The sequence below is a fragment of the Gramella sp. AN32 genome, from assembly GCF_023718305.1.
GTDB classification, from domain to species: domain Bacteria; phylum Bacteroidota; class Bacteroidia; order Flavobacteriales; family Flavobacteriaceae; genus Christiangramia; species Christiangramia antarctica.
In genome coordinates this window covers 70,873-89,453 of record NZ_QEYO01000016.1, presented here as the reverse complement: position 1 = coordinate 89,453, position 18,581 = coordinate 70,873, and the positions used below count along the sequence as shown (strand labels likewise).

The window sequence follows — 18,581 nt, the reverse complement described above, 5'->3', positions numbered from 1 at the left end:
CCGAAAATAGCCAATTTGCAGGCATTCCGCAAAGCTTAACTCTGGAATAAGTTTTTCAACTGATTATAATCCACAAAATAGACCACGCGCAAACTTAAATTATGTCTTGCCGGTTGAGCAAATAAATTATCCAGACTCTCGCGATAACTTAATTTACTAAGTGCATCGCGATTAAAGATAGAATTTCGATACAGTAAAACGGCTTCGCTTCCTGGTGCAAATTGCCAGCGATAACTAAGGTCTAAATTCCAGATATTAAAATTAGCGTTGGGATTTCTATCCTCACTATAATCATCATTATTATAAGCCTGTAAATTTCCATTTTGCTGAAGCGTGGAAAATTTATCTTCGGAAAAATTTGCTGTAGACCAAAAATTTCTAAAACTTAAATTGATTCCCTGCTTAGTGCTGAAGTTATAATTTGCCCGAAGACTATTTTCAAGACTTTTTAAATCTCTTAAACCGAAAATAATTTCTCCAGAACTTTTTCCAACAAAACTGGGCCGGCCTTTTTCCAGTCCAATTTGAAATTCATAAACCATGTTGAATTTATCATTGAACCTAAAGCGAGGTTCGATATTCAATTCATACTCTTTATATTCACTATTGAAGTAATGCTGATATTCAGCCTTAATATCATAAGCGAAGGGATTTCGATAATCTGACGAGACAAATCCTCTGGCAAACGTACTTGGTTTATAGGTGATATAACGATTTGCGGTCCTGGTTTCAAAGAAATCCCGAAATTTTGAATTCACATCTATATTTCCCCCAAAAGCAAAGCGGGAAGCTGTAAAAGCAAAAAATCCACCACCCATTCCTGTATTCACCATAATATCAGGTTTGTATCTTCTTAAATGCTGGCCATACACTTCAATTCGATAGAAATTAAAGATTCCCTGAGGCTCAAAAATCTGGTACGAAGTATAGGCACTTATATTATTAAAATTATTGATCTGGCTAATACCAAGATCGTTAATATTATAGGTCTCGTTCGCAAATTCATGTTCCAAACCATAGCGAATATTCCCTTTGGTTCTTTCAATTTCTAATTCTGAAGCAAAACCGGTGATATTCTGTTGCGGGAAATTCACATTGCTCATAGTTGCCTGTCCGGAGAAATTATAAGAATTCTTTTTATTAAAAATATCAAACAAGAATGCGGAGACATTCGCATCTCTAAAATGTCCATCCCGGGTAACATTTGTATTTACCAGCGAGATCGATGAATTTTTATTAAAACGCTGATCCAGCACCAAAATATTATAATTAGCCAGGGGTTCGGTTTTTATTTTTCTCTGGATCCCTGTTATTGTATCTAAAATAGAGGCTTCAGCAGAATTGGTAACTGCGTTAAAAAATCCAACTCCGAGACCGCTTTGAGTACGCCCGGAAATTTTCAGGGCATTTAAAAGATCGGTTCTGGAAGGATTTTCTAAAACTCGTTCATTTTCAAGTGTAGCATCCTGCGCATTGTTAAAACCAATGGGTGCATTACCAATTCTTCGGGAATAAAATAAATTGCCTTTGGTAAAGAGCTCGGTGCCTTCGGTAAAGAATGCCCTGTTTTCTCCAAAGATTTGCTCAAAAGGCCCCAAATTCAATTCAACTTCATCATAGGCAGTTTGACCAAAATCGGGCACCAGGGTCATATCCAGTGTAAACGATTCGTTTATGCCATATTTGAGGTCCATCCCGGCACTAAAATTAAATTGCGTATCGACGTCAAAATAATCTACCGCCGAAGATAAATAGGGATAAAAGCTAAGACGCACCGGGGGATCTATATTTTCAATTCCGGTGAGAAGCCCGGTGTATTGACTGGCCTGTCCAACCGATTTATCAATATAATTCCATACATAGGTTTCATTTAGGTGGGTTATTTTCCTTGAAAATTGAACTCCCCACAATTGCTGCTTTGCTTCAGGGAAACGTAAAGCAGCATACGGAATTTTAATTTCCAAATACCAGCCATCATCATCTCTTGAAACTGCAGATTCCCAAACAACATTATAACTATAATCCTCCCTATCTCCGGTCATTTTCGCATCGGCCTGGGTGCCGGCGGCCGTAACTATGAATCTTGTTTGATTTTCACCGTCATCGTAGGTATTAAGATCAATTGAGAAAAAGTCTGATTGCTGAAGGTTATCCCGCTGGGTAAATTGTTTTACAAGCTCATTGGGTTCATTTTCCAACAATCTCACTGCAAAAAAGATTGCCTCATCATTATAGGCAATTTGCACTTTAGTATCATGACTGGCAGGAATCGATTTGCCATCACCGGGTTCAACCATCACAAAATTTTCGGCAGATGGGAGGTTTCGCCAAATATCTTCGTTAAAAATTCCATCAATTTCTGGTTCCGAAGTAATTCTGCTAACCTGAAAGACTTTTCTTTCGGAAGTCTTTTGGGCAGAAGAATTGCCAAAAAATATCAAAATAAATATAATTGAAAATAGGTAGCGAATTGGCATTTTTAAGGCTGGAAATTATGGATTCCGCAAAAATAGTCTGCGCATTTCGAAAGACCAACAAAAATTGATAAAATGAAGTTAAACCAAACTTATTCGTTTAAATAAAATTTAAATTTGATCAACAAAAATAAATAGTACTTTGAAAATTCAGAATAAATTGGAAACCGCAACGCTTGCCGGCGGATGCTTTTGGTGTACAGAAGCGGTTTTTCAAAGATTGGAGGGAGTGGAAAGTGTTACTTCAGGTTTCACCGGTGGAACTATAAAAAATCCAGCTTATAGAGAAATTGTGCAGGGGAGGACCGGACATGCAGAAGCTATTGAAATTAAATTTAACCCTGAAGCCATAAGTTTTAAAGATATCTTATTGGTGTTTTTTGCCACGCACGATCCTACAACCCTTAACCGTCAACAAAATGATGTTGGTACGCAATATCGAAGCGCTATATTTTATCATTCTGAAACTCAAAAAAAGGATGCAGAGGACGTTGTGGGATTACTTACGGAACAGAATGTTTTCGAAGGTAAACCTATAGTTACAGAGATCACTGAAGCAGAGACTTTTTACAAAGCAGAGGAGGAACATCAGGATTTCTACAATCAGCATAGGCAGCAACCCTATTGCCAGTATATTATAGATCCCAAAATTGCGAAATTGAATAAATTATTTTCAGAAAAATTAAAAGTAAAATAAATAATGTCTTATAAATTTTTTGAAGAATACGATATAGAAACCACAGATCAACTAAAAAATAATTTTAAGGATATTATTACCGGAGTCGGTGAAGATCCAAACCGGGAAGGTATTCTAAAAACCCCTGAAAGAGCGGCCAAAGCCATGCAATTTCTAACCCAGGGCTATGAAATGGATGCAGAAGAAATTCTGAGCAAAGCCATTTTTAATGAAGATTACGATGAAATGGTTGTGGTAAAAGACATTGAATTGTATTCATTATGTGAGCACCATATGTTGCCTTTCTTTGGGAAAGCCCATATTGCTTACATTCCTGATGGCAAAATAATAGGTCTTAGCAAATTGCCCCGAGTGGTAGATGTTTTTGCCCGAAGGCTACAGGTTCAGGAAAGGTTAACCCATGACATTTTGGAATGTTTGAATAAAACTTTGAAACCCCAGGGGGTTGCTGTTGTGATTGAAGCCGTACATATGTGTATGATGATGCGCGGTGTTCAAAAACAAAATTCTGCAACTACAACTTCGGGTTTTCGTGGCCAGTTTAAGGAAATTGAAACCAGAAATGAATTTTTAAAACTAATAAGCTCAGACCTCAAATAATCTTTGGCATTTTATTTGCTTTTCGTTATTGAACCAATTCAGGAAACATGAAACTTTTAAACAATAAAAAATTTATAAAAGGACTTTTTTACGACGCTGTGGGTATGGCAACTGTTGGAATTCCGCTCATAGGACCATTTTTGGATATACTTTGGGCACCTTATGCCGCAAAGAAAATGCAGGAAATGTATCCCGGGAAACAAGGTAAAATTGCATCTGTATTAGTATTTATAGAAGAGATCTTACCATTTACAGATGTAATTCCATCATTTACACTCATGTATATATATACACATGTTTGGAAAAAAGTGCCTGAACAACAACCACAGGTTATCGAAGTGGAAGCATATTAATCTACCCTTAACACCTATGTTAAAAAGGCTGCCGTTACAGGCAGCCTTTTTAATTTTAGATATCCCAATTCAGGGACACCTGGAAATTTCTTCCAATATTGGAGATTCCATCCGGTTTTAACCTGGATAAATGTGAAACGTAATCTTTGTCCAGTAAATTATTTCCGGAGATATTTATAGAAAGGATTCCTGTTGAAAGTACTAAACTGGTACCAAAACCTGAACTCAGCAAACTATAACCTCCCGTTCTGGTTTCAAAATTACCGGGCTGTTCCTGATCCATTGTACTTTGCAATCTAATAAAGGCAAATTTTTCCGTAAATAAATCGCCCTGAGCGAATTCAACCCTTAACATATTATTTATGCTATTTGCAGGGATAAATGGAAGATATGTATCCCTATTTAATTTTCCGGTTACTGTTTCAAAACTACTTTCAAAATGTAACCAGTCTAATGGGTGGGGATGAATATGGATACCAGCTTCACCACCATAGAGATTTGCATTTTTCTGTGTATAACTGTAAACATTCTCATTGTCTATGATTTCGCCTGTAGGAGCGATGTAAATATAATCGTTCACCGCGTTATGAAAACCATTTATAAAAGCTTCAAAATGTTCATTGCGGAATTCCATAGCCAAATCTATTTGAAAATTTTGCTCATTATTCAAGTTAGAATTCCCAATTTCATAGCGATTGGCCCCATTATGAGTTCCGTTTGAAGTGAGTTCAGAAATATTTGGTGCTCGAAATCCGCTAGCAAGATTGAGCCTTACATTTAATCCTTCATCAAACTGGTATTTGGCTCCTAAAGCTGCATTGAAAGAATTATAATTTTTTTCTATTCCAGGTATTATATCATTGCCTTCTGTAGAAAACTGCTCTGTATCTAAATCCCGAAGATCATAACGCAAACCTCCCTGGAAATCCCATTTTTCAACATGATAATGACTGGTTAAAAAAATACCAAAATCAATAGTTTGTGCATCGGGTATCAAAATTTCCTCACCTAAATTTTTATTAGTTTGAAACATTCCCTGAGTTCCCACAATCGTTTGAAACCTCCCTTTTTCCGGAAAATTAAATCTCAGGTTATAATTAAATGTTTCCAGGTGCATTTCTAAGGCGGGGGTTTCAACCTCCTCCAAAGAATCTTCCTCCCCAGCGTGTTCTTCAAACTCTTTCCTGTCATTAAACTGATAACCAATCTTAAGATTAAGCTCAGATTCTCCAAAATAAAGTCGGTTTTCTAAACTAAGAATATGGTTCTGCAAATCCTGATAGGGAAGTTGAGGATCTTTGGTTAAGGTTTGAGCGCCTAATTCTTCAGGAATTCCAATGTCGCTATTATTATAGTTATAGCGTAAATCAGCTTTGTAATTATTTTTCTGAAAACCAATTCCGGCTTTTAGATCCTTTTCATTAAATCTGGTATTGGTAACACGATAATCGCTGCCGGTTTTATAATCACTATGCGCTGTATAACTTCCCCGCGTCAAAAACTTCCAGAATTCACCAGAAGATTTAGCCATTAAACTTGTTTGATAACCCAGGGTATTACTGGAATAATCTGTATTTAATCCTGCATTAGATGAATTTGCAGGGGCATAATTTTCAGGATTTAAATACAGTACCCCGCCAATAGCATCGCTCCCATAAAGTAAAGAAGCCGGGCCTTTTATTACTTCCACACTGGAAATCCCCTTAGCGCTTATCCCTAGCCCATGTTCATCTCCAAATTGCTGATTTTCCAAACGTACGCCCTGGGTATATACCAATACCCGGTTAGAACTTAAGCCACGTATTACCGGCTTTCCAATTCCAATTCCTGTGGTCACGCTTTCTACTCCTGCAATTTGGCTAATTCCATCGGCAAGCGTGATGGCACCCTTTTTATTTAATTCTGAAACACTTTCCCTCTCTACCTTCATCACATTTTCACTTTGTAATTGATGAAAAGGTGTAGAGACGATCACTTCTTCCATTTCCATTGCCGTGGGTTTGAGGCTAATATTCAAATTTTCAGATGGAATCGTTATCGTTGAAGAATAGGTTTCGTATCCCAGAATGGAAACAAGGATCTTATAATTACCTGAAGGTAGATTTTGAATGGTAAAATTACCCTCGAGGTCACTCATGCTCCCTTTTTCAACCTGAGGCAAATAAATATTGGCGTTAAATACCGGTTCTTGTGTAGCAGCATCTGTAATTATGCCTTTTAAAGTATGTTGACTGTATAATGATGGTATTACTGCTAAAAGCAGTAATCCAAAAAAATAAATTTTCATGATTGTATTTTAAATAATTAATTCTCTTTTACTCTAATAATTCCACGACGGCTCTGCTTAGGGAGCTAGTCGGTTTAAGAAATTTTTACTAAATATAAATGAGAAGGGGAGGGCCACGAGTATCGAAGGCAAGTGGCTCATAATTATTTAAAAATTGATAATAGGAGGTAGGCTGCTGAATTTCATCTGCAAATTCAACTAATTCATAATTGAAGATTTCAAAATCCAGAATAGGATTTTTATGAAATTTATAAAGTTGACAATCCACATTCTTTTTGTGAAAATGAACTTCAGCGTACTGATCACATATTTTATGATCGTGTTTTAAAAAAATATGGAAAAATTCAACAACTGGTGGAAATAGGATCACCAGTGCCGAAATTATAAGCCCTATTTTTTTTACTGAATTCAACTTAAATTAAAGATTTTTCCAAGACCGAGGCGAGATAACATTTTCTTTTCAAAATTCCAGAAAAATTGAAATTGACCAAATATGGTTCCAAATACAACCAGCAATACCTGGTAAATTGGAAAAACTAAAAGAACCCTAAGCGGCCAGTAGACAAACCATTCACTATTATCTTTAGTAACCCCCAGGAATTCACATACAGGTGCGGCAATCTTTGCTGCGGTAGAACCTGTGATCGCAAAAACAATAAAAATAAGGGTGAGTTGTAAATTAGAATCGATCCCCCATTTTTTCTTGAGTCTTTTCATAGTGCAAATATAGGGGAATCATTAGAAAATCAAATACGGGTTGGAATTCCAAACGACTGGTTGTATTGTCTACTAAAATACACAAAGTAGTTGTATAGTAAATAATTCACTTCATAACCGTAATCTACGTTTTGGTCATAATTAATTTCATTCAAATAGAGATTCGAATTATACTGTAATGGTTGCCTCACCCGCTGGTTATATTCAGTAACTAAAAACCTGTTTTTATTTTCCAGGTAATTTTGTTCAAAATAACCGCGTGGTTTAGCATAAGAGTTTATAAAAGAATTAAAGCCGGGTTCAATGATAATAATTTCATATTCCAGGCTATCATTGGCAATTCTTACTGTATCGTTGGAAGCGTTGGAATTTCCAAGATTTCTGTTTTTAGTTGTTCCGCAAGATGCTATAAATAGTACAATTGCAGCAACGTAAAGAATATTCTTGATCATAATTTGAAATTTTATCTTCCGCCGGCGTAACCTCCTAATATGCTACCTCCGCCTTTTTTGTTTCCTAATCCACCACCAAGAATTATACCGCCAATATCATCAATAATATTTCCATCATTATCTTTATCCAGGATAGTTTCCAGAAATGAGCGGTCATGGGATGAATTTGCTCCGAGTACTGAACCTATCAAATCGGAAATACTGCCTTCATTTACATTATCCTTCCTTTTCTGATTACCTAAGATACTCAGTAATACTGGAGCAGCAATTTTCAGTACTTTTGTAACTGAATTTGCATCGAGATCCAGTGTGTTGGCCAGGACTTTAGAAATATCCCCCTGATTATTTCCCAAAACATGGTTCAGGATTTTACCACCTTCCTGTTCCAGCATATTTGATTTGGCTGAAGATAAATTTTGCAGTAAATCCCCGTTATGCCTGGGATCTGCAAGTGCTTCATTTAGATTTTTGGCACCCTCTGAAGATTTTGAGTTCTTTACCATGACACTTACCAGCAAAGGTAATGCTGCTCCTAACAAAGCTTTTATTTCTGAATCATTATAACTGGTTTCGTTTTTAGCTTTGCTAATGAGTTGAGAACCGGTTTGTGTTTTTAAAAGATCAAGTATAGATGCCATAGGTCTTGAATTTAAGCTTTTTCTTTTTGATATATGGAGATGATTTGAGTAGCCAGTTCTTCCCCAATCCTTTTTTGGGCTTCAAGTGTCGCAGCGCCGATATGTGGACTTAAACTAATCTTTTCATTCATCAGGATTTTTATTGATGGTGTTGGCTCATCAGCAAATGTATCTAAAGCTGCAAAGGAAACATGGCCATCTTCTAGGGCTTCGACCAAAGCTTCTTCATCTATTATCCCACCACGAGCTGTATTCACAATCCCCACACCTTGTTTCATTTCACCAAATTCTTTAGCTCCAAGAATAGGCGATATCTGCGCGGGGACATGTAACGTAATAAAGTCTGAATGTTGTATTAACTGATCAATGGGTTCAGTTTTAATTGGAATTTTTATACTTTGATGATTATGAAAAGTAAGCTCGATCTTTGCTTCTCCCACTTCACTATCGCTCGCAATTACTTTCATTCCAAGTCCCAGGGCGATTTTTGAAACTGCTTTACCAATTCGCCCAAAACCAATAATCCCTAAAGTTTTACCCCTAAGTTCAACTCCCGCAGCATATGATCTTTTAAGATCCAAAAATCTGGAATCACCTTCCAAAGGCATATTTCTATTAGAATCATGTAAATGCCTAGCTCCGGTAAAGAGGTGGGCAAAAACAAGTTCAGCTACAGAGCCTGAAGACGCTTCTGGCGTGTTGATCACTTCAATATTTTTAGATTGGGCATAACCAACTTCAATATTATCAAGGCCAACACCACCACGACCAATAATTTTCAATTTAGGGCAGGCATCCAGAATATCTTTGCCAATTTTTGTAGAACTGCGCACTAAAATAACCTCAATATTGTTATTATTCAGAAAATCGATTAACTGATTTTGAGCCACCTTGGTAACTATAACTTCAAAACCTTCACTTTCTAGCATTTGCCTTCCACTTTCAGAAATTCCATCGTTCGCAAGAACCTTCATATTTTAATCTTTAAATTTTATGCTCCAGTTCTTTCATACAATTTACAACCACCTGGACGCTTTCTATCGGCAGGGCATTATACATAGAAGCCCTATAGCCGCCAACGCTTCGATGGCCGTTCAACCCATTTACTCCGGCATCCTTCCAAAGTTTGTCAAAAGCCTCTTTATGCCCCGAATTGGTTAGATTGAATGTGGCGTTCATGGGGGAGCGATCTTCTTTTTCAGCAAAACCTTTAAATAATGGATTTCGATCTACTTCAGCATATAAAAGTGTCGCCTTACGATTATTATTTTCTTCCATACCGGCAATTCCGCCATTTTCTTTAATCCATTTTAACGTTAATAGAGAAACATAAACGGCATAGACCGGAGGTGTATTGAACATACTGTCTTTGGAAATATGGACAGCATAGTCTAACATCGAAGGAATTTTTCGGGTTACCTTGCCCAGGATTTCCTCTTTTATAATAACTAAAGTTACCCCGGCCGGACCCATATTTTTTTGAGCCCCGGCATAAATAAGGTCAAAATTTGAAAAATTCAATTTTCTGGAAAAAATATCTGAACTCATATCGCAAACCAAAGGCTTATCTGTATTTGGAAAGGATTTCATTTGCGTTCCAAAGATCGTATTGTTGCTCGTACAATGAAAATAATCTGTATCCTTAGGGATGGTATAAGATTTTGGTATATAATTGAAATTCTTCTCTTTACTTGATGCTACTTCAATTACTTCTCCAAATAACTTTGCTTCCTTGATCGCCTTATCGCTCCAGGTACCCGTATTTAAATAAGCCGCTTTATTTTCCAATAAATTATAAGCTGTCATTAGGAATTGAGTACTGGCACCCCCTTGTAAGAACAAGGCTTTATAACCTTTATCCTTAAGATCCAATAATTCCAGAGCCAGCGATCTTGCTTCCTCCATAACGTCGACAAATGCCGGACTTCGATGCGAGATTTCTAATAAAGAAAGACCGGAATTATCAAAATCCAGAATTGCTTCAGAAGCCTTTTTAAAAACCTCTTTTGGTAATATGCAGGGACCTGCGCTAAAATTATGCTTTTTCATAAGCTGGTAAATGATTTAAAACAAAGATGAGAAAATCGAAAAGAATTGATGTTAGGAAAACTATAATTAAAGCCTTATAGATTCAGTAAAAATTCAATAGTATCCACGTTATCGGCATAGTCCCATAATTCAGGATGTTGCGTTTTACCAAAACTCACTTCGGTTTTATCAGCTTCATTTTTTACGATACACTGGATTTTATCTTCCTGCTCCTTCAGTTTTAATTGTAAATCGTTTTCATCTTCATATTGTTCATAAAACAAGGTTGCGATAGGGGAGCCAAACCTTGCATCTTCCTTTAGCATTAAGAACCCATTATCTAATAATTTAAATTCGCTCATTAAATAAACTGCCTTGTTGTAATCATAATTATTGGCATATTTATTCTGATTGATGATATCATTCCAGGAATAAATCGCTTCAAAAAAGTTATCGAATTTGAAGTTTTTCGGTACATATAATTTTGAAACATTCCGGCATCCTAAACCATAATAGCGAAATATATCTTCTCCGAGCACTGCCAGTTCCTCTTTCGATTCTTCACCGGTTATAATGGCTACTGAGTTTCGGTTTTTTCGAATAATACTGGGTTTCCCTTTAAAATAATGTTCAAAGTAACGTGCTGTATTGTCACTTCCCGTTGCGATCACTGCATCAAAACCTTTTAAATGATCTTCAACAAAAAGGATTCTATTTTCATAGCGAGAATCCAGGAATTTTAAATATTCGGCAATAAGAGGAACAAGTCGCTGGTCGTTTGAAGAAAGCTTAATCTTAAGCTTGTGACCGCAAACCAATACAGAAATAAAATCATGTAATCCAACCAGGGGAATATTCCCAGCCATTACAATCCCAACAGTTTTTTCTTCCAGAGGTTTAAAAGTATAATTTGTAAGCCATAAATGCAGGTTGCGCGGAGTCAAAGCCTGAGACCATTGCTGAAGGGCAAAAATCACATTTTCTTTATTGAACCAGCCATTATAATGAACTGCGGCATCGATTTCCTGCTGCATTTTTTCAAAAAACCGGGCATTTCCTTTTATAGTGTCATCCTTTTCAGTTTTTTCTAATTGAAACTGCCCTAGAAACTTGCCAAGTTCCACAAGATGTGACTTGTGATTATCAATTGTCATTGGATATTTGGTTAAGAGTTAATCGAGACTTAAATTTGTGCAGCGAAATTAAAGTATCTTAAGCTTAAAACCATAATTTTTGGTAAAAGCAGGGATCTTTTCTCTTAGTCTTTTTAAATTTACAAATAAAAGTAGCTATGGCAATTGTAATAACCGATGAATGCATAAACTGCGGAGCTTGTGAGCCGGAGTGCCCCAACACCGCAATTTATGAAGGCGCTGACGACTGGCGTTATGCTGATGGAACTGATTTGGAAGGGAATGTTGTACTTCCTAACGGAAAAGCGGCGAATGCAGAAGAAGCTCAGGAACCAGTAAGTGACGAAATATATTATATCGTCCCGGATAAATGTACGGAATGTAAAGGTTTTCATGAAGAACCACAATGTGCGGCAGTGTGCCCGGTAGATTGTTGTGTTCCCGATGAAGACCATGTGGAAAGTGAAGAAACTTTACTGGAGAAGCAGCGATTTATGCATAATGGAGTGTAAAGCTCTATAAGAATAAAAATCCCGCAACAGAGCGGGATTTTTTATGTCATCATATATTTTAACTCGTTGCGATACACTGTAGGCGATTTTCCAGTAAATTTTTTAAATTCTTTATTAAAATGGCTAAAATTATTAAAGCCACTTTCATAGCAAACATCAGTGATACTCATTTGTTCTTCATGTAGCAACTTCGCAGCATGCGCAAGGCGATATTCATTCACGAATTTGGTAAATGTCTTCCCCGTAATTTTCTTAAAATATCTGCAGAAAGCAGGATTGGTCATGCTCACTTTTTCGCTGATCTCATCTAAGCTAATAGGTCGCTTAAATTCTTCTTTTACAAAATTGAAGATAATATTGATTCGATTATTATCCTGTAGGTTTGTTTCCAATACAAAACCCTGAGCATTTAAAACGGTATGATTTTCAGCAGTTTCCAGATCTCGAAATATTTTCAATAGGCCTATCAGCTTTTCGAAATTTTCTTTTTTAGAGAGGCCTTCAATTTGTTTACCAATCCTTCTTTTAGTATTTCCATGATAGATGATTCCTTTTTGAGCCATGTCCAGCAAATTTCTAATTCCCTTCATTTCTGTAATTCCGAAAAATGCCTCTCCGAGAAAATCGGGTTTTAGCTGGATAACCGTTTCACATTTATGTTCGGTCAAACTATCGGTGAATGCGCAATGGGGAAGATTAGAACCAATAAGGATAAGGTCACCATTTCTGAAATATGAAATATGGCTTCCTATTTGCCTTTTTCCTGAACCGCCATTCACATATACAATTTCAATTTCAGGATGATAGTGCCAGAATGAATCCTTACGCTGATTCATACTAGGTAAATAGGTACGATAGCTGAAAGAGCTTCCAAATACAGGATCTATTTTCTCTAGGGTAGGTTGTTGGAGTAATGGCATATAGATTTTTTTATAAAATTAAGCGGATTAGCAAAACGGAAGATATACAGAATTTACCGCTAACTATTCTATTTTAACCGAAAACGTTTTCAGTCTTAACAATTAGGTTAATTAAGCATATACATTGGCATAATTTGCTGTATTTAAAACCGGGATCCTGAGGTAATTTTACTTTAGATTTTAACCGAAGTTATAACCTTTAAAATTTATGATTATGAAAAAAACGATGAAAACAATGGTATTGGTACTGGTGGCTTTATTTGCAATGAGTGCTACAGCATCTGATGATTTAGATCTAAAAGTGAACAACAGGCAAAACTTAGTAGTGAATGTTCAGCAGATTGAAAAAGGTGCAGTGTTGATCTTAAAGGATGAAAAAGGCCTTATCTTATTTAAAGACAAATTTTTTGAAGAACACACCTATTCTAAAACCTTGGATTTTAATGATCTTCCAAATGGCGAATATGTTCTAAGCCTCGATAAGAAATTCTCTGTTCTTTCTACCACCATCACAAAAAGAGGAGAAGAAATAACTGTGGAAACCCCGGAAATGAATATTCTTTTTAAACCTTCTTTTAAGAAAGTAGGGAAGAAGATATATTTTTTCCTGGCTAATCCTGACTCTAAAAACGCGGTTCTGGAAATTTATGATAACAGCGGCCAGTTAGTGGGAACTGCAAAGAGTGATAATGTAGTGATCAAGAAAATGCTTGATTTCTCACAAATGCCAAAAGGTGATTACTCTGCTACGGTAAAACTAGACAACAAAGTTTTTACTGAAAAAATCTCCATTTAAAAACTAAGGCTTTTTCTAAACAGAACGCCCGTTGACCAGGAGTCAACGGGCGTTCGCATTTATCAACTATTAATTAAATCACCTAATCTAATTTTCTTTTGATCTTATCAATGGCATTTTGAATAGATTTTTCAGGTTCTATAATATTACTGCTTCCCCAAAAATCGGCATCATTAAATCCTGACACATCATCTACCATGACGATATTTGGTCTTATCAGGGTATTTTCACTTCTCCAGTTATCACCGGCATACTTTTCCCAATTGGTCACTACCATTTCACTATCGATCTTATATTTGGAATTAAAGATTTTCTTCTTCCAGTTCACCACATATTCCATTTGCGCCCTTCCATATGCATAGTGCCATTTATCCCCATTTTGCGCATAATCTACCTGATAATTCAATTCGGTAGGATATACTTTTGAACCACTGGGTTTTTTCTTTACAAACATCATTTCAGCTTTTTTCTTATCATCTACATTCAGGCTGTAATCTGCTTTTACCAGCGTTGAAGTTTCAGCATCAATGAATAATTTTCCATAATACCATGGATCGCTTTCATCAATTTCCTTAAAATCCACCACATACATATAACGATCATTGATCTTCGTGGGTTGATCGAAAGAGAAATTATAACTATCTAACATTTCATCCCGAAGTACATATTCAGTATACTTCATCATATCCAGAAATAAGGTATTAAATGGGCCACCTTTTAATTTTAAGGCGATGGTATCCAGTTTATCATAATCGGTGCTTTTTCGTGCCTTATAAAGCGATACCAGATCCTTTTTTGAAGAATTGTAGGGACTCTTGGCAATTTTCACCACAGCTTCAGAAAGACTTACATTCGTCCAGCCTTTCTTGATAGTTTCGCGGTAGAAAGAAGTCATAATACTTTCATCACTTAAATAATTCTCATCCTTCTTTGCCAGCATATCCTGTACCAGCAGTCTCGCATTGGTAGCTTTATAAAGAGTTACTTCGGAAAGTTCTTCAACATTTTCAATCAACCTTACTTCAGTACCTTCTACTTTAAAAAAATCTAAAGGCAGGGTTTTACTCTGAAATCCTAAAACTGAAACGGTGACCGTAGCATCCATTAAATCTTTCGGGACCTTTAAGGAAAACTCCCCATCGGTATTTGAAACGGTTGAAATATTTGAATTATTTAAGGAAAGATAGGCCGAGGAAATTGCCTTTCCGTTTTTATTATTTAAAATTTCCCCGCTGTATTCATTAAAATCCCTATCATCCTGAAATGCGAAGCCAGTAGAGGTAATAAAAAACAAAAGTAATATCGGTGCGAAGTTGCGAAAATATCCCGCAAAATTCAGTGTTTTTATTTTTTCCATGGCAGATTATTTTGAGTTAACATAAACTTATACAATATAATGAAAATTAAGGGTTTAATGATATGAATCCCATTGTATTTGATGTAAATATTTTTAAGATAACACCAGGCGAGGGATTAGTTAAAAAAGAGGAGAAGAAATAGATTACAAAAAAATTGATCCAAAAACTGTCAGAATTTAAACTTTTCAAACAGTTTTTGAATCAATTTTTGTCTTCAGGAAAATAATTGTCTTTCCGCGGGAGGTATATAAGGGAAATAGCTGTTTAACTAATAACCGCTTTTATTCCCCTTATAGGGATAATTGCCCATTCCGGGCGATGCTTTAGGTCATAATTTAGTTCCAAAAGTGATTTTTCCAGCAAAAATGTTCGCATAAGAATGTTGAAATCTTCTTTATTCTTCGGAACAAAATCTGCATCATTGGCTTCTTCCAAATAAGCTGAAAGGTAAAGCTTGGTAATATGATTATGCCAGAGCTCGACCCAATCTTCCAGATTTCCACCTTTGCGATGTTGTATAAATTCAGAATTCAACAAACTGCTATAAGCGACATAGTGAAAAGACCTTATCATAGCAGCAAGATCGCGCATAGCCGACCTTCTTATCCTTCGTTCACTAAATGATTTGGAAGAATCCCCTTCAAAACTATTCATAATAAATTCACGTCCCGTCCATAAGATCTTTTCCAGATGAAAATCTCCATGCGTTCTAATTTTCATCATCTCTATTTTATGATCATAGATGTTTTTAAAACTTTGCAGGATTTCACTTTTTAGTTTTAGAACAACTTTTGCCTCTTCCCGGTGATCTTCCGGTAAATTCTCAAGGTTTTTTTTAAGATTTTCTAAGGTAGTTCGTGTTAATGTTTGTAACCCAGAAAATAATGAGCGCTGGTAATGCAGCGAAGAAGCTTCCTTATCAAAATTTGAATCTAAAGAATCACTGGAGAGTGCTTTATGCATTTGCGCAGTAAATATTCCCAGCTCCATAATACGATCTGGCAACACTGCTCCCAGTAGTATCTTTTGTTGCTCCTCAAGTTCCTCATATTGTAAGGGCACTAGAAAGTTTTCCTTCTTCTCTGGAAATTCAAATTCCTTTGATCTTGTAAGCAACGTATCAATAAATCGATCTACTGCATCTTTAACATGTATCCAGGCTTCCCCCTGATTTTCTACAGGTTTCTGAAGCATTCCCAGCACAAAATTTTGAGCCCCCGGGATACTTAAAAGTCCACAGTATTCCGGTATATTTTTAAAATGATTAGAATTTGAAAGGAATTTTATGGTTTCCACATCTGGATTGGAAGTTCTATCTAACCTGCGATATAGCCTGAAAGAGAACTTATTCTCATAATTTATATAGGTTTGTCTATTTTCGGTATCGGCTAATTCAGATCCGGGAATTTCTTCATCTTTTTCAAAACAACCTTCTTTCACCTGATATTTTAATCCATTATTCAATGAATTTTTATCAGATATAAATTCTGAAATAAGATGCGTTCTAAAAGCTTCAGCAAAAACAGCATCCACCAAATAACCTTCTGTTCCACTAATATGAAGTTCAGCAATAAAGCCTTTTTTAGGAATTTCACTTAAAATATGGGTTTGATCTTCTTCAATAAAAGCTATGGGTAATTGGTAAAATTCAGGAAGGCCATCATTATAAACAATATTTAAAATGGCAATACTGCTTTGGAATTCTTCAATATCCAGTGGGATATTTTGCTGAATATTAATCTCCTGTATAATTCTTCCTTCACTTTGAAACCATCTGCGATTGCGTAAATAAGGTGGTAAAATATCTCCGGATAGCTTTGCCATTGTTTTTGGCTTCAGTAAATCTTCCCATGATTTAATTTTAATCAGCGGAATATTATGATCTCCTTCCACACGATCCCGTTCTTTTTCCAGAATAAACCAGTAATAACCATAAGGTGATAAAGTGAATAAATAAGGCCTCTCCGTAATTTTCGGAAATTTATTATGACTGAAAGCTTCTACCGGAGTATAACCTTTAAATTCTTCCAGGTCTAATTCCGCAGGTTGCGAGAATCTGGAAAGGTTCCCGATAACCAGAATTTTTTCATCCTCATAAGTACGCGTATATGCGATCACTTTTGAATTTGAAGGTGCGAAAAAATCTATATCCCCACGACCAAAGGCTTTATATTTTTTACGCATGGCAATGATTCGTTTCATCCACCAAAGCAGGGACGAAGAGATCATTTGTTGTGTTTCCACATTAACCGATTCATATTTATATTCGGGATCGATGATTAGGGGTAGATATAATTTATGCGGATTTGCCATCGAGAAACCGGCATTCCTATCTGAGGTCCATTGCATGGGAGTTCTAACGCCATCACGATCGCCCAGGTAAAAATTATCACCCATTCCAATCTCATCACCATAATAGACTATAGGGGTTCCTGGAAGAGAGAATAATAAGACATTCATCAACTCGATCTTATTCCGGTTGTTATCCAAAAGAGGGGCAAGGCGATGACGAATCCCAACATTGATCTTGGCCTGCGGATCTTTGGTATAAACTTTATACATATAATCACGCTCTTCGTCGGTGACCATTTCCAGAGTAAGCTCGTCGTGATTTCTGAGAAATATTCCCCACTGGCAATTTTCGGGAATATCGGGGGTTTGGTCAATAATATCGATAATAGGGTAGCGGTCTTCCATTTTTACCGCCATAAACATCCTGGGCATAATAGGAAAATGATAATTCATCTGGCATTCGTCCCCATCCCCAAAATAGGCCGCGGAATCTTCCGGCCACATATTGGCTTCAGCGAGTAATAATTTCCCATCATGGTTCTTATCTACATGCGCCCTGAGTTTTTTTAGAAATTCGTGTGTTTCCGGAAGGTTTTCACAATTTGTATCATCCCTTTCAAATAAGTAAGGCACAGCATCCAGTCTAAAACCGTCTACGCCCATATTACACCAATAATCCAAAATATCGAAAACCTCTTTCTGAACTTCGGGATTGTCAAAATTTAGATCTGGCTGATGTGAAAAGAAGCGATGCCAGTAATATGCCTGAGCTTCAGCGTCCCAGCTCCAATTGGAAGGTTCCGTATCTGTAAAGATGATACGGGCGTCTTTATATTGTTGCGGGTCATCTGTCCAGACATAATAATCCCTTTCCGGAGAACCTTTTGGTGCTTTACGGGCCCTTTGAAACCAGGGATGTTGATCTGAAGTATGATTGATCACCAGTTCTGTGATCACCTTTAAGCCACGATCATGCGCCTCCTGAACCAGGCGTTTAAAATCTTCAATATTTCCATAGGAAGGATTAATTTTATAATAATCGGCTATGTCATAGCCATCGTCCCTTAATGGAGAAGGGTAGAAGGGAAGTAACCAGATCGCGGTTACACCAAGATCTTCAAGATAATCAAGCTTTTGTAATAAACCCTTAAAATCGCCAATTCCGTCACCATTGCTATCAAAAAATGCTTTTATATGTAATTCGTAAATAATGGCGTCTTTATACCATAAATTTTCTTTGTTGCCGGAATTTTCGGTCATGGACTAATTTTTAAAATTTTTGAATAAAATTAATGAAGTTTAAATTTAGAAAATAACCCAGGCC

At 36.4% G+C, this 18,581-nt stretch carries 17 protein-coding genes; 5 read left to right on the top strand and 12 right to left on the bottom strand.

From position 1 onward, the window contains the following. Positions 1-35 precede the first annotated feature (35 nt). Entirely contained in the window at positions 36-2,441 is a 2,406-nt protein-coding gene (locus tag DHD80_RS15515) for a DUF5916 domain-containing protein (protein ID WP_251742373.1), read from the bottom strand. Positions 2,442-2,616: 175 nt separating this feature from the next. Between DHD80_RS15515 and msrA the strand changes: the two genes are divergently transcribed. From msrA to DHD80_RS15500, 3 genes are read left to right on the top strand one after another with little or no spacing between them, the layout of a single operon-like run. Then, positions 2,617-3,171, top strand: coding sequence for a peptide-methionine (S)-S-oxide reductase MsrA (gene msrA, locus DHD80_RS15510; RefSeq protein WP_251742372.1), 555 nt, complete (start codon positions 2,617-2,619; stop codon positions 3,169-3,171). Positions 3,172-3,174: 3 nt separating this feature from the next. Then, positions 3,175-3,771 carry a GTP cyclohydrolase I FolE gene (gene folE, locus DHD80_RS15505; protein ID WP_251742371.1) on the top strand — a complete coding sequence of 199 codons (597 nt, stop codon included), beginning with the start codon at positions 3,175-3,177 and terminating at the stop codon, positions 3,769-3,771. 47 nt (positions 3,772-3,818) lie between these two features. Then, on the top strand, positions 3,819-4,124 hold the full coding sequence (locus tag DHD80_RS15500) for a hypothetical protein (protein ID WP_251742370.1): 306 nt from the start codon (positions 3,819-3,821) through the stop codon (positions 4,122-4,124). 55 nt (positions 4,125-4,179) lie between these two features. Here the strand turns inward: DHD80_RS15500 and DHD80_RS15495 are convergent, their stop codons facing one another. The 8 genes from DHD80_RS15495 to DHD80_RS15460 all read right to left on the bottom strand — a co-directional run bounded on the left by DHD80_RS15495 (position 4,180) and on the right by DHD80_RS15460 (position 11,400). Further along, positions 4,180-6,411, bottom strand: a complete 2,232-nt coding sequence (locus tag DHD80_RS15495; RefSeq protein WP_251742369.1) for a TonB-dependent receptor — start codon at positions 6,409-6,411, stop codon at positions 4,180-4,182. Positions 6,412-6,499: 88 nt separating this feature from the next. Further along, entirely contained in the window at positions 6,500-6,823 is a 324-nt protein-coding gene (locus tag DHD80_RS15490; protein WP_251742368.1) for a hypothetical protein, read from the bottom strand. Then, positions 6,820-7,128, bottom strand: a complete 309-nt coding sequence (locus tag DHD80_RS15485) for a DUF6787 family protein (RefSeq protein ID WP_251742367.1) — start codon at positions 7,126-7,128, stop codon at positions 6,820-6,822. Before DHD80_RS15485 ends, DHD80_RS15490 begins: the two co-directional genes overlap by 4 nt. A gap of 29 nt (positions 7,129-7,157) precedes the next feature. Continuing rightward, a complete protein-coding gene (locus DHD80_RS15480) occupies positions 7,158-7,577 on the bottom strand; it encodes a DUF6146 family protein (RefSeq protein WP_251742403.1) in 420 nt (139 codons plus the stop codon). Positions 7,578-7,591: 14 nt separating this feature from the next. Continuing rightward, positions 7,592-8,218 carry a DUF937 domain-containing protein gene (locus tag DHD80_RS15475; protein ID WP_251742366.1) on the bottom strand — a complete coding sequence of 209 codons (627 nt, stop codon included), beginning with the start codon at positions 8,216-8,218 and terminating at the stop codon, positions 7,592-7,594. An 11-nt stretch (positions 8,219-8,229) separates the two neighbouring features. Beyond that, on the bottom strand, positions 8,230-9,192 hold the full coding sequence (locus tag DHD80_RS15470; protein ID WP_251742365.1) for a D-2-hydroxyacid dehydrogenase: 963 nt from the start codon (positions 9,190-9,192) through the stop codon (positions 8,230-8,232). A gap of 10 nt (positions 9,193-9,202) precedes the next feature. Beyond that, on the bottom strand, positions 9,203-10,267 hold the full coding sequence (gene serC / locus DHD80_RS15465; RefSeq protein WP_251742364.1) for a 3-phosphoserine/phosphohydroxythreonine transaminase: 1,065 nt from the start codon (positions 10,265-10,267) through the stop codon (positions 9,203-9,205). 74 nt (positions 10,268-10,341) lie between these two features. Continuing rightward, a complete protein-coding gene (locus DHD80_RS15460) occupies positions 10,342-11,400 on the bottom strand; it encodes an acyl-CoA reductase (protein WP_251742363.1) in 1,059 nt (352 codons plus the stop codon). Positions 11,401-11,537: 137 nt separating this feature from the next. Between DHD80_RS15460 and DHD80_RS15455 the strand changes: the two genes are divergently transcribed. After that, positions 11,538-11,891: a 4Fe-4S dicluster domain-containing protein gene (locus tag DHD80_RS15455; RefSeq protein WP_251742362.1), complete on the top strand. Its 354-nt coding sequence runs from the start codon at positions 11,538-11,540 to the stop codon at positions 11,889-11,891. 41 nt (positions 11,892-11,932) lie between these two features. On the opposite strand, the gene DHD80_RS15450 is transcribed toward DHD80_RS15455, so the two are convergent. After that, the gene (locus DHD80_RS15450; protein ID WP_251742361.1) at positions 11,933-12,811 is read right to left on the bottom strand and encodes an AraC family transcriptional regulator; all 879 of its coding nucleotides are present in this window, start codon (positions 12,809-12,811) and stop codon (positions 11,933-11,935) included. 214 nt (positions 12,812-13,025) lie between these two features. On the opposite strand from DHD80_RS15450, the gene DHD80_RS15445 reads away from it, so the two are divergent. Next, positions 13,026-13,607, top strand: coding sequence for a T9SS type A sorting domain-containing protein (locus DHD80_RS15445; protein WP_251742360.1), 582 nt, complete (start codon positions 13,026-13,028; stop codon positions 13,605-13,607). Positions 13,608-13,689: 82 nt separating this feature from the next. Here DHD80_RS15445 and DHD80_RS15440 read toward each other — a convergent pair whose 3' ends face one another. Both DHD80_RS15440 and treS read right to left on the bottom strand, forming a co-directional pair. After that, a complete protein-coding gene (locus tag DHD80_RS15440) occupies positions 13,690-14,964 on the bottom strand; it encodes a carboxypeptidase-like regulatory domain-containing protein (RefSeq protein WP_251742359.1) in 1,275 nt (424 codons plus the stop codon). A gap of 265 nt (positions 14,965-15,229) precedes the next feature. After that, complete coding sequence (gene treS / locus DHD80_RS15435; protein ID WP_251742358.1) at positions 15,230-18,517, bottom strand: maltose alpha-D-glucosyltransferase; 3,288 nt, start codon at positions 18,515-18,517, stop codon at positions 15,230-15,232. Between the last annotated feature and the right edge of the window lie 64 nt (positions 18,518-18,581).

Excerpts from the sequence above, each read along its gene's own strand:
- DHD80_RS15450 (WP_251742361.1), bottom strand. The coding sequence starts at position 12,811 with ATGCCATTACTCCAACAACCTACCCTAGAGAAAATAGATCCTGTATTT.
- DHD80_RS15495 (WP_251742369.1), bottom strand. The coding sequence starts at position 6,411 with ATGAAAATTTATTTTTTTGGATTACTGCTTTTAGCAGTAATACCATCA.
- DHD80_RS15445 (WP_251742360.1), top strand. The coding sequence starts at position 13,026 with ATGAAAAAAACGATGAAAACAATGGTATTGGTACTGGTGGCTTTATTT.
- DHD80_RS15470 (WP_251742365.1), bottom strand. The coding sequence starts at position 9,192 with ATGAAGGTTCTTGCGAACGATGGAATTTCTGAAAGTGGAAGGCAAATG.
- folE (WP_251742371.1), top strand. The coding sequence starts at position 3,175 with ATGTCTTATAAATTTTTTGAAGAATACGATATAGAAACCACAGATCAA.
- DHD80_RS15440 (WP_251742359.1), bottom strand. The coding sequence starts at position 14,964 with ATGGAAAAAATAAAAACACTGAATTTTGCGGGATATTTTCGCAACTTC.
- DHD80_RS15475 (WP_251742366.1), bottom strand. The coding sequence starts at position 8,218 with ATGGCATCTATACTTGATCTTTTAAAAACACAAACCGGTTCTCAACTC.
- DHD80_RS15485 (WP_251742367.1), bottom strand. The coding sequence starts at position 7,128 with ATGAAAAGACTCAAGAAAAAATGGGGGATCGATTCTAATTTACAACTC.
- treS (WP_251742358.1), bottom strand. The coding sequence starts at position 18,517 with ATGACCGAAAATTCCGGCAACAAAGAAAATTTATGGTATAAAGACGCC.
- serC (WP_251742364.1), bottom strand. The coding sequence starts at position 10,267 with ATGAAAAAGCATAATTTTAGCGCAGGTCCCTGCATATTACCAAAAGAG.
- DHD80_RS15500 (WP_251742370.1), top strand. The coding sequence starts at position 3,819 with ATGAAACTTTTAAACAATAAAAAATTTATAAAAGGACTTTTTTACGAC.
- DHD80_RS15460 (WP_251742363.1), bottom strand. The coding sequence starts at position 11,400 with ATGACAATTGATAATCACAAGTCACATCTTGTGGAACTTGGCAAGTTT.
- DHD80_RS15455 (WP_251742362.1), top strand. The coding sequence starts at position 11,538 with ATGGCAATTGTAATAACCGATGAATGCATAAACTGCGGAGCTTGTGAG.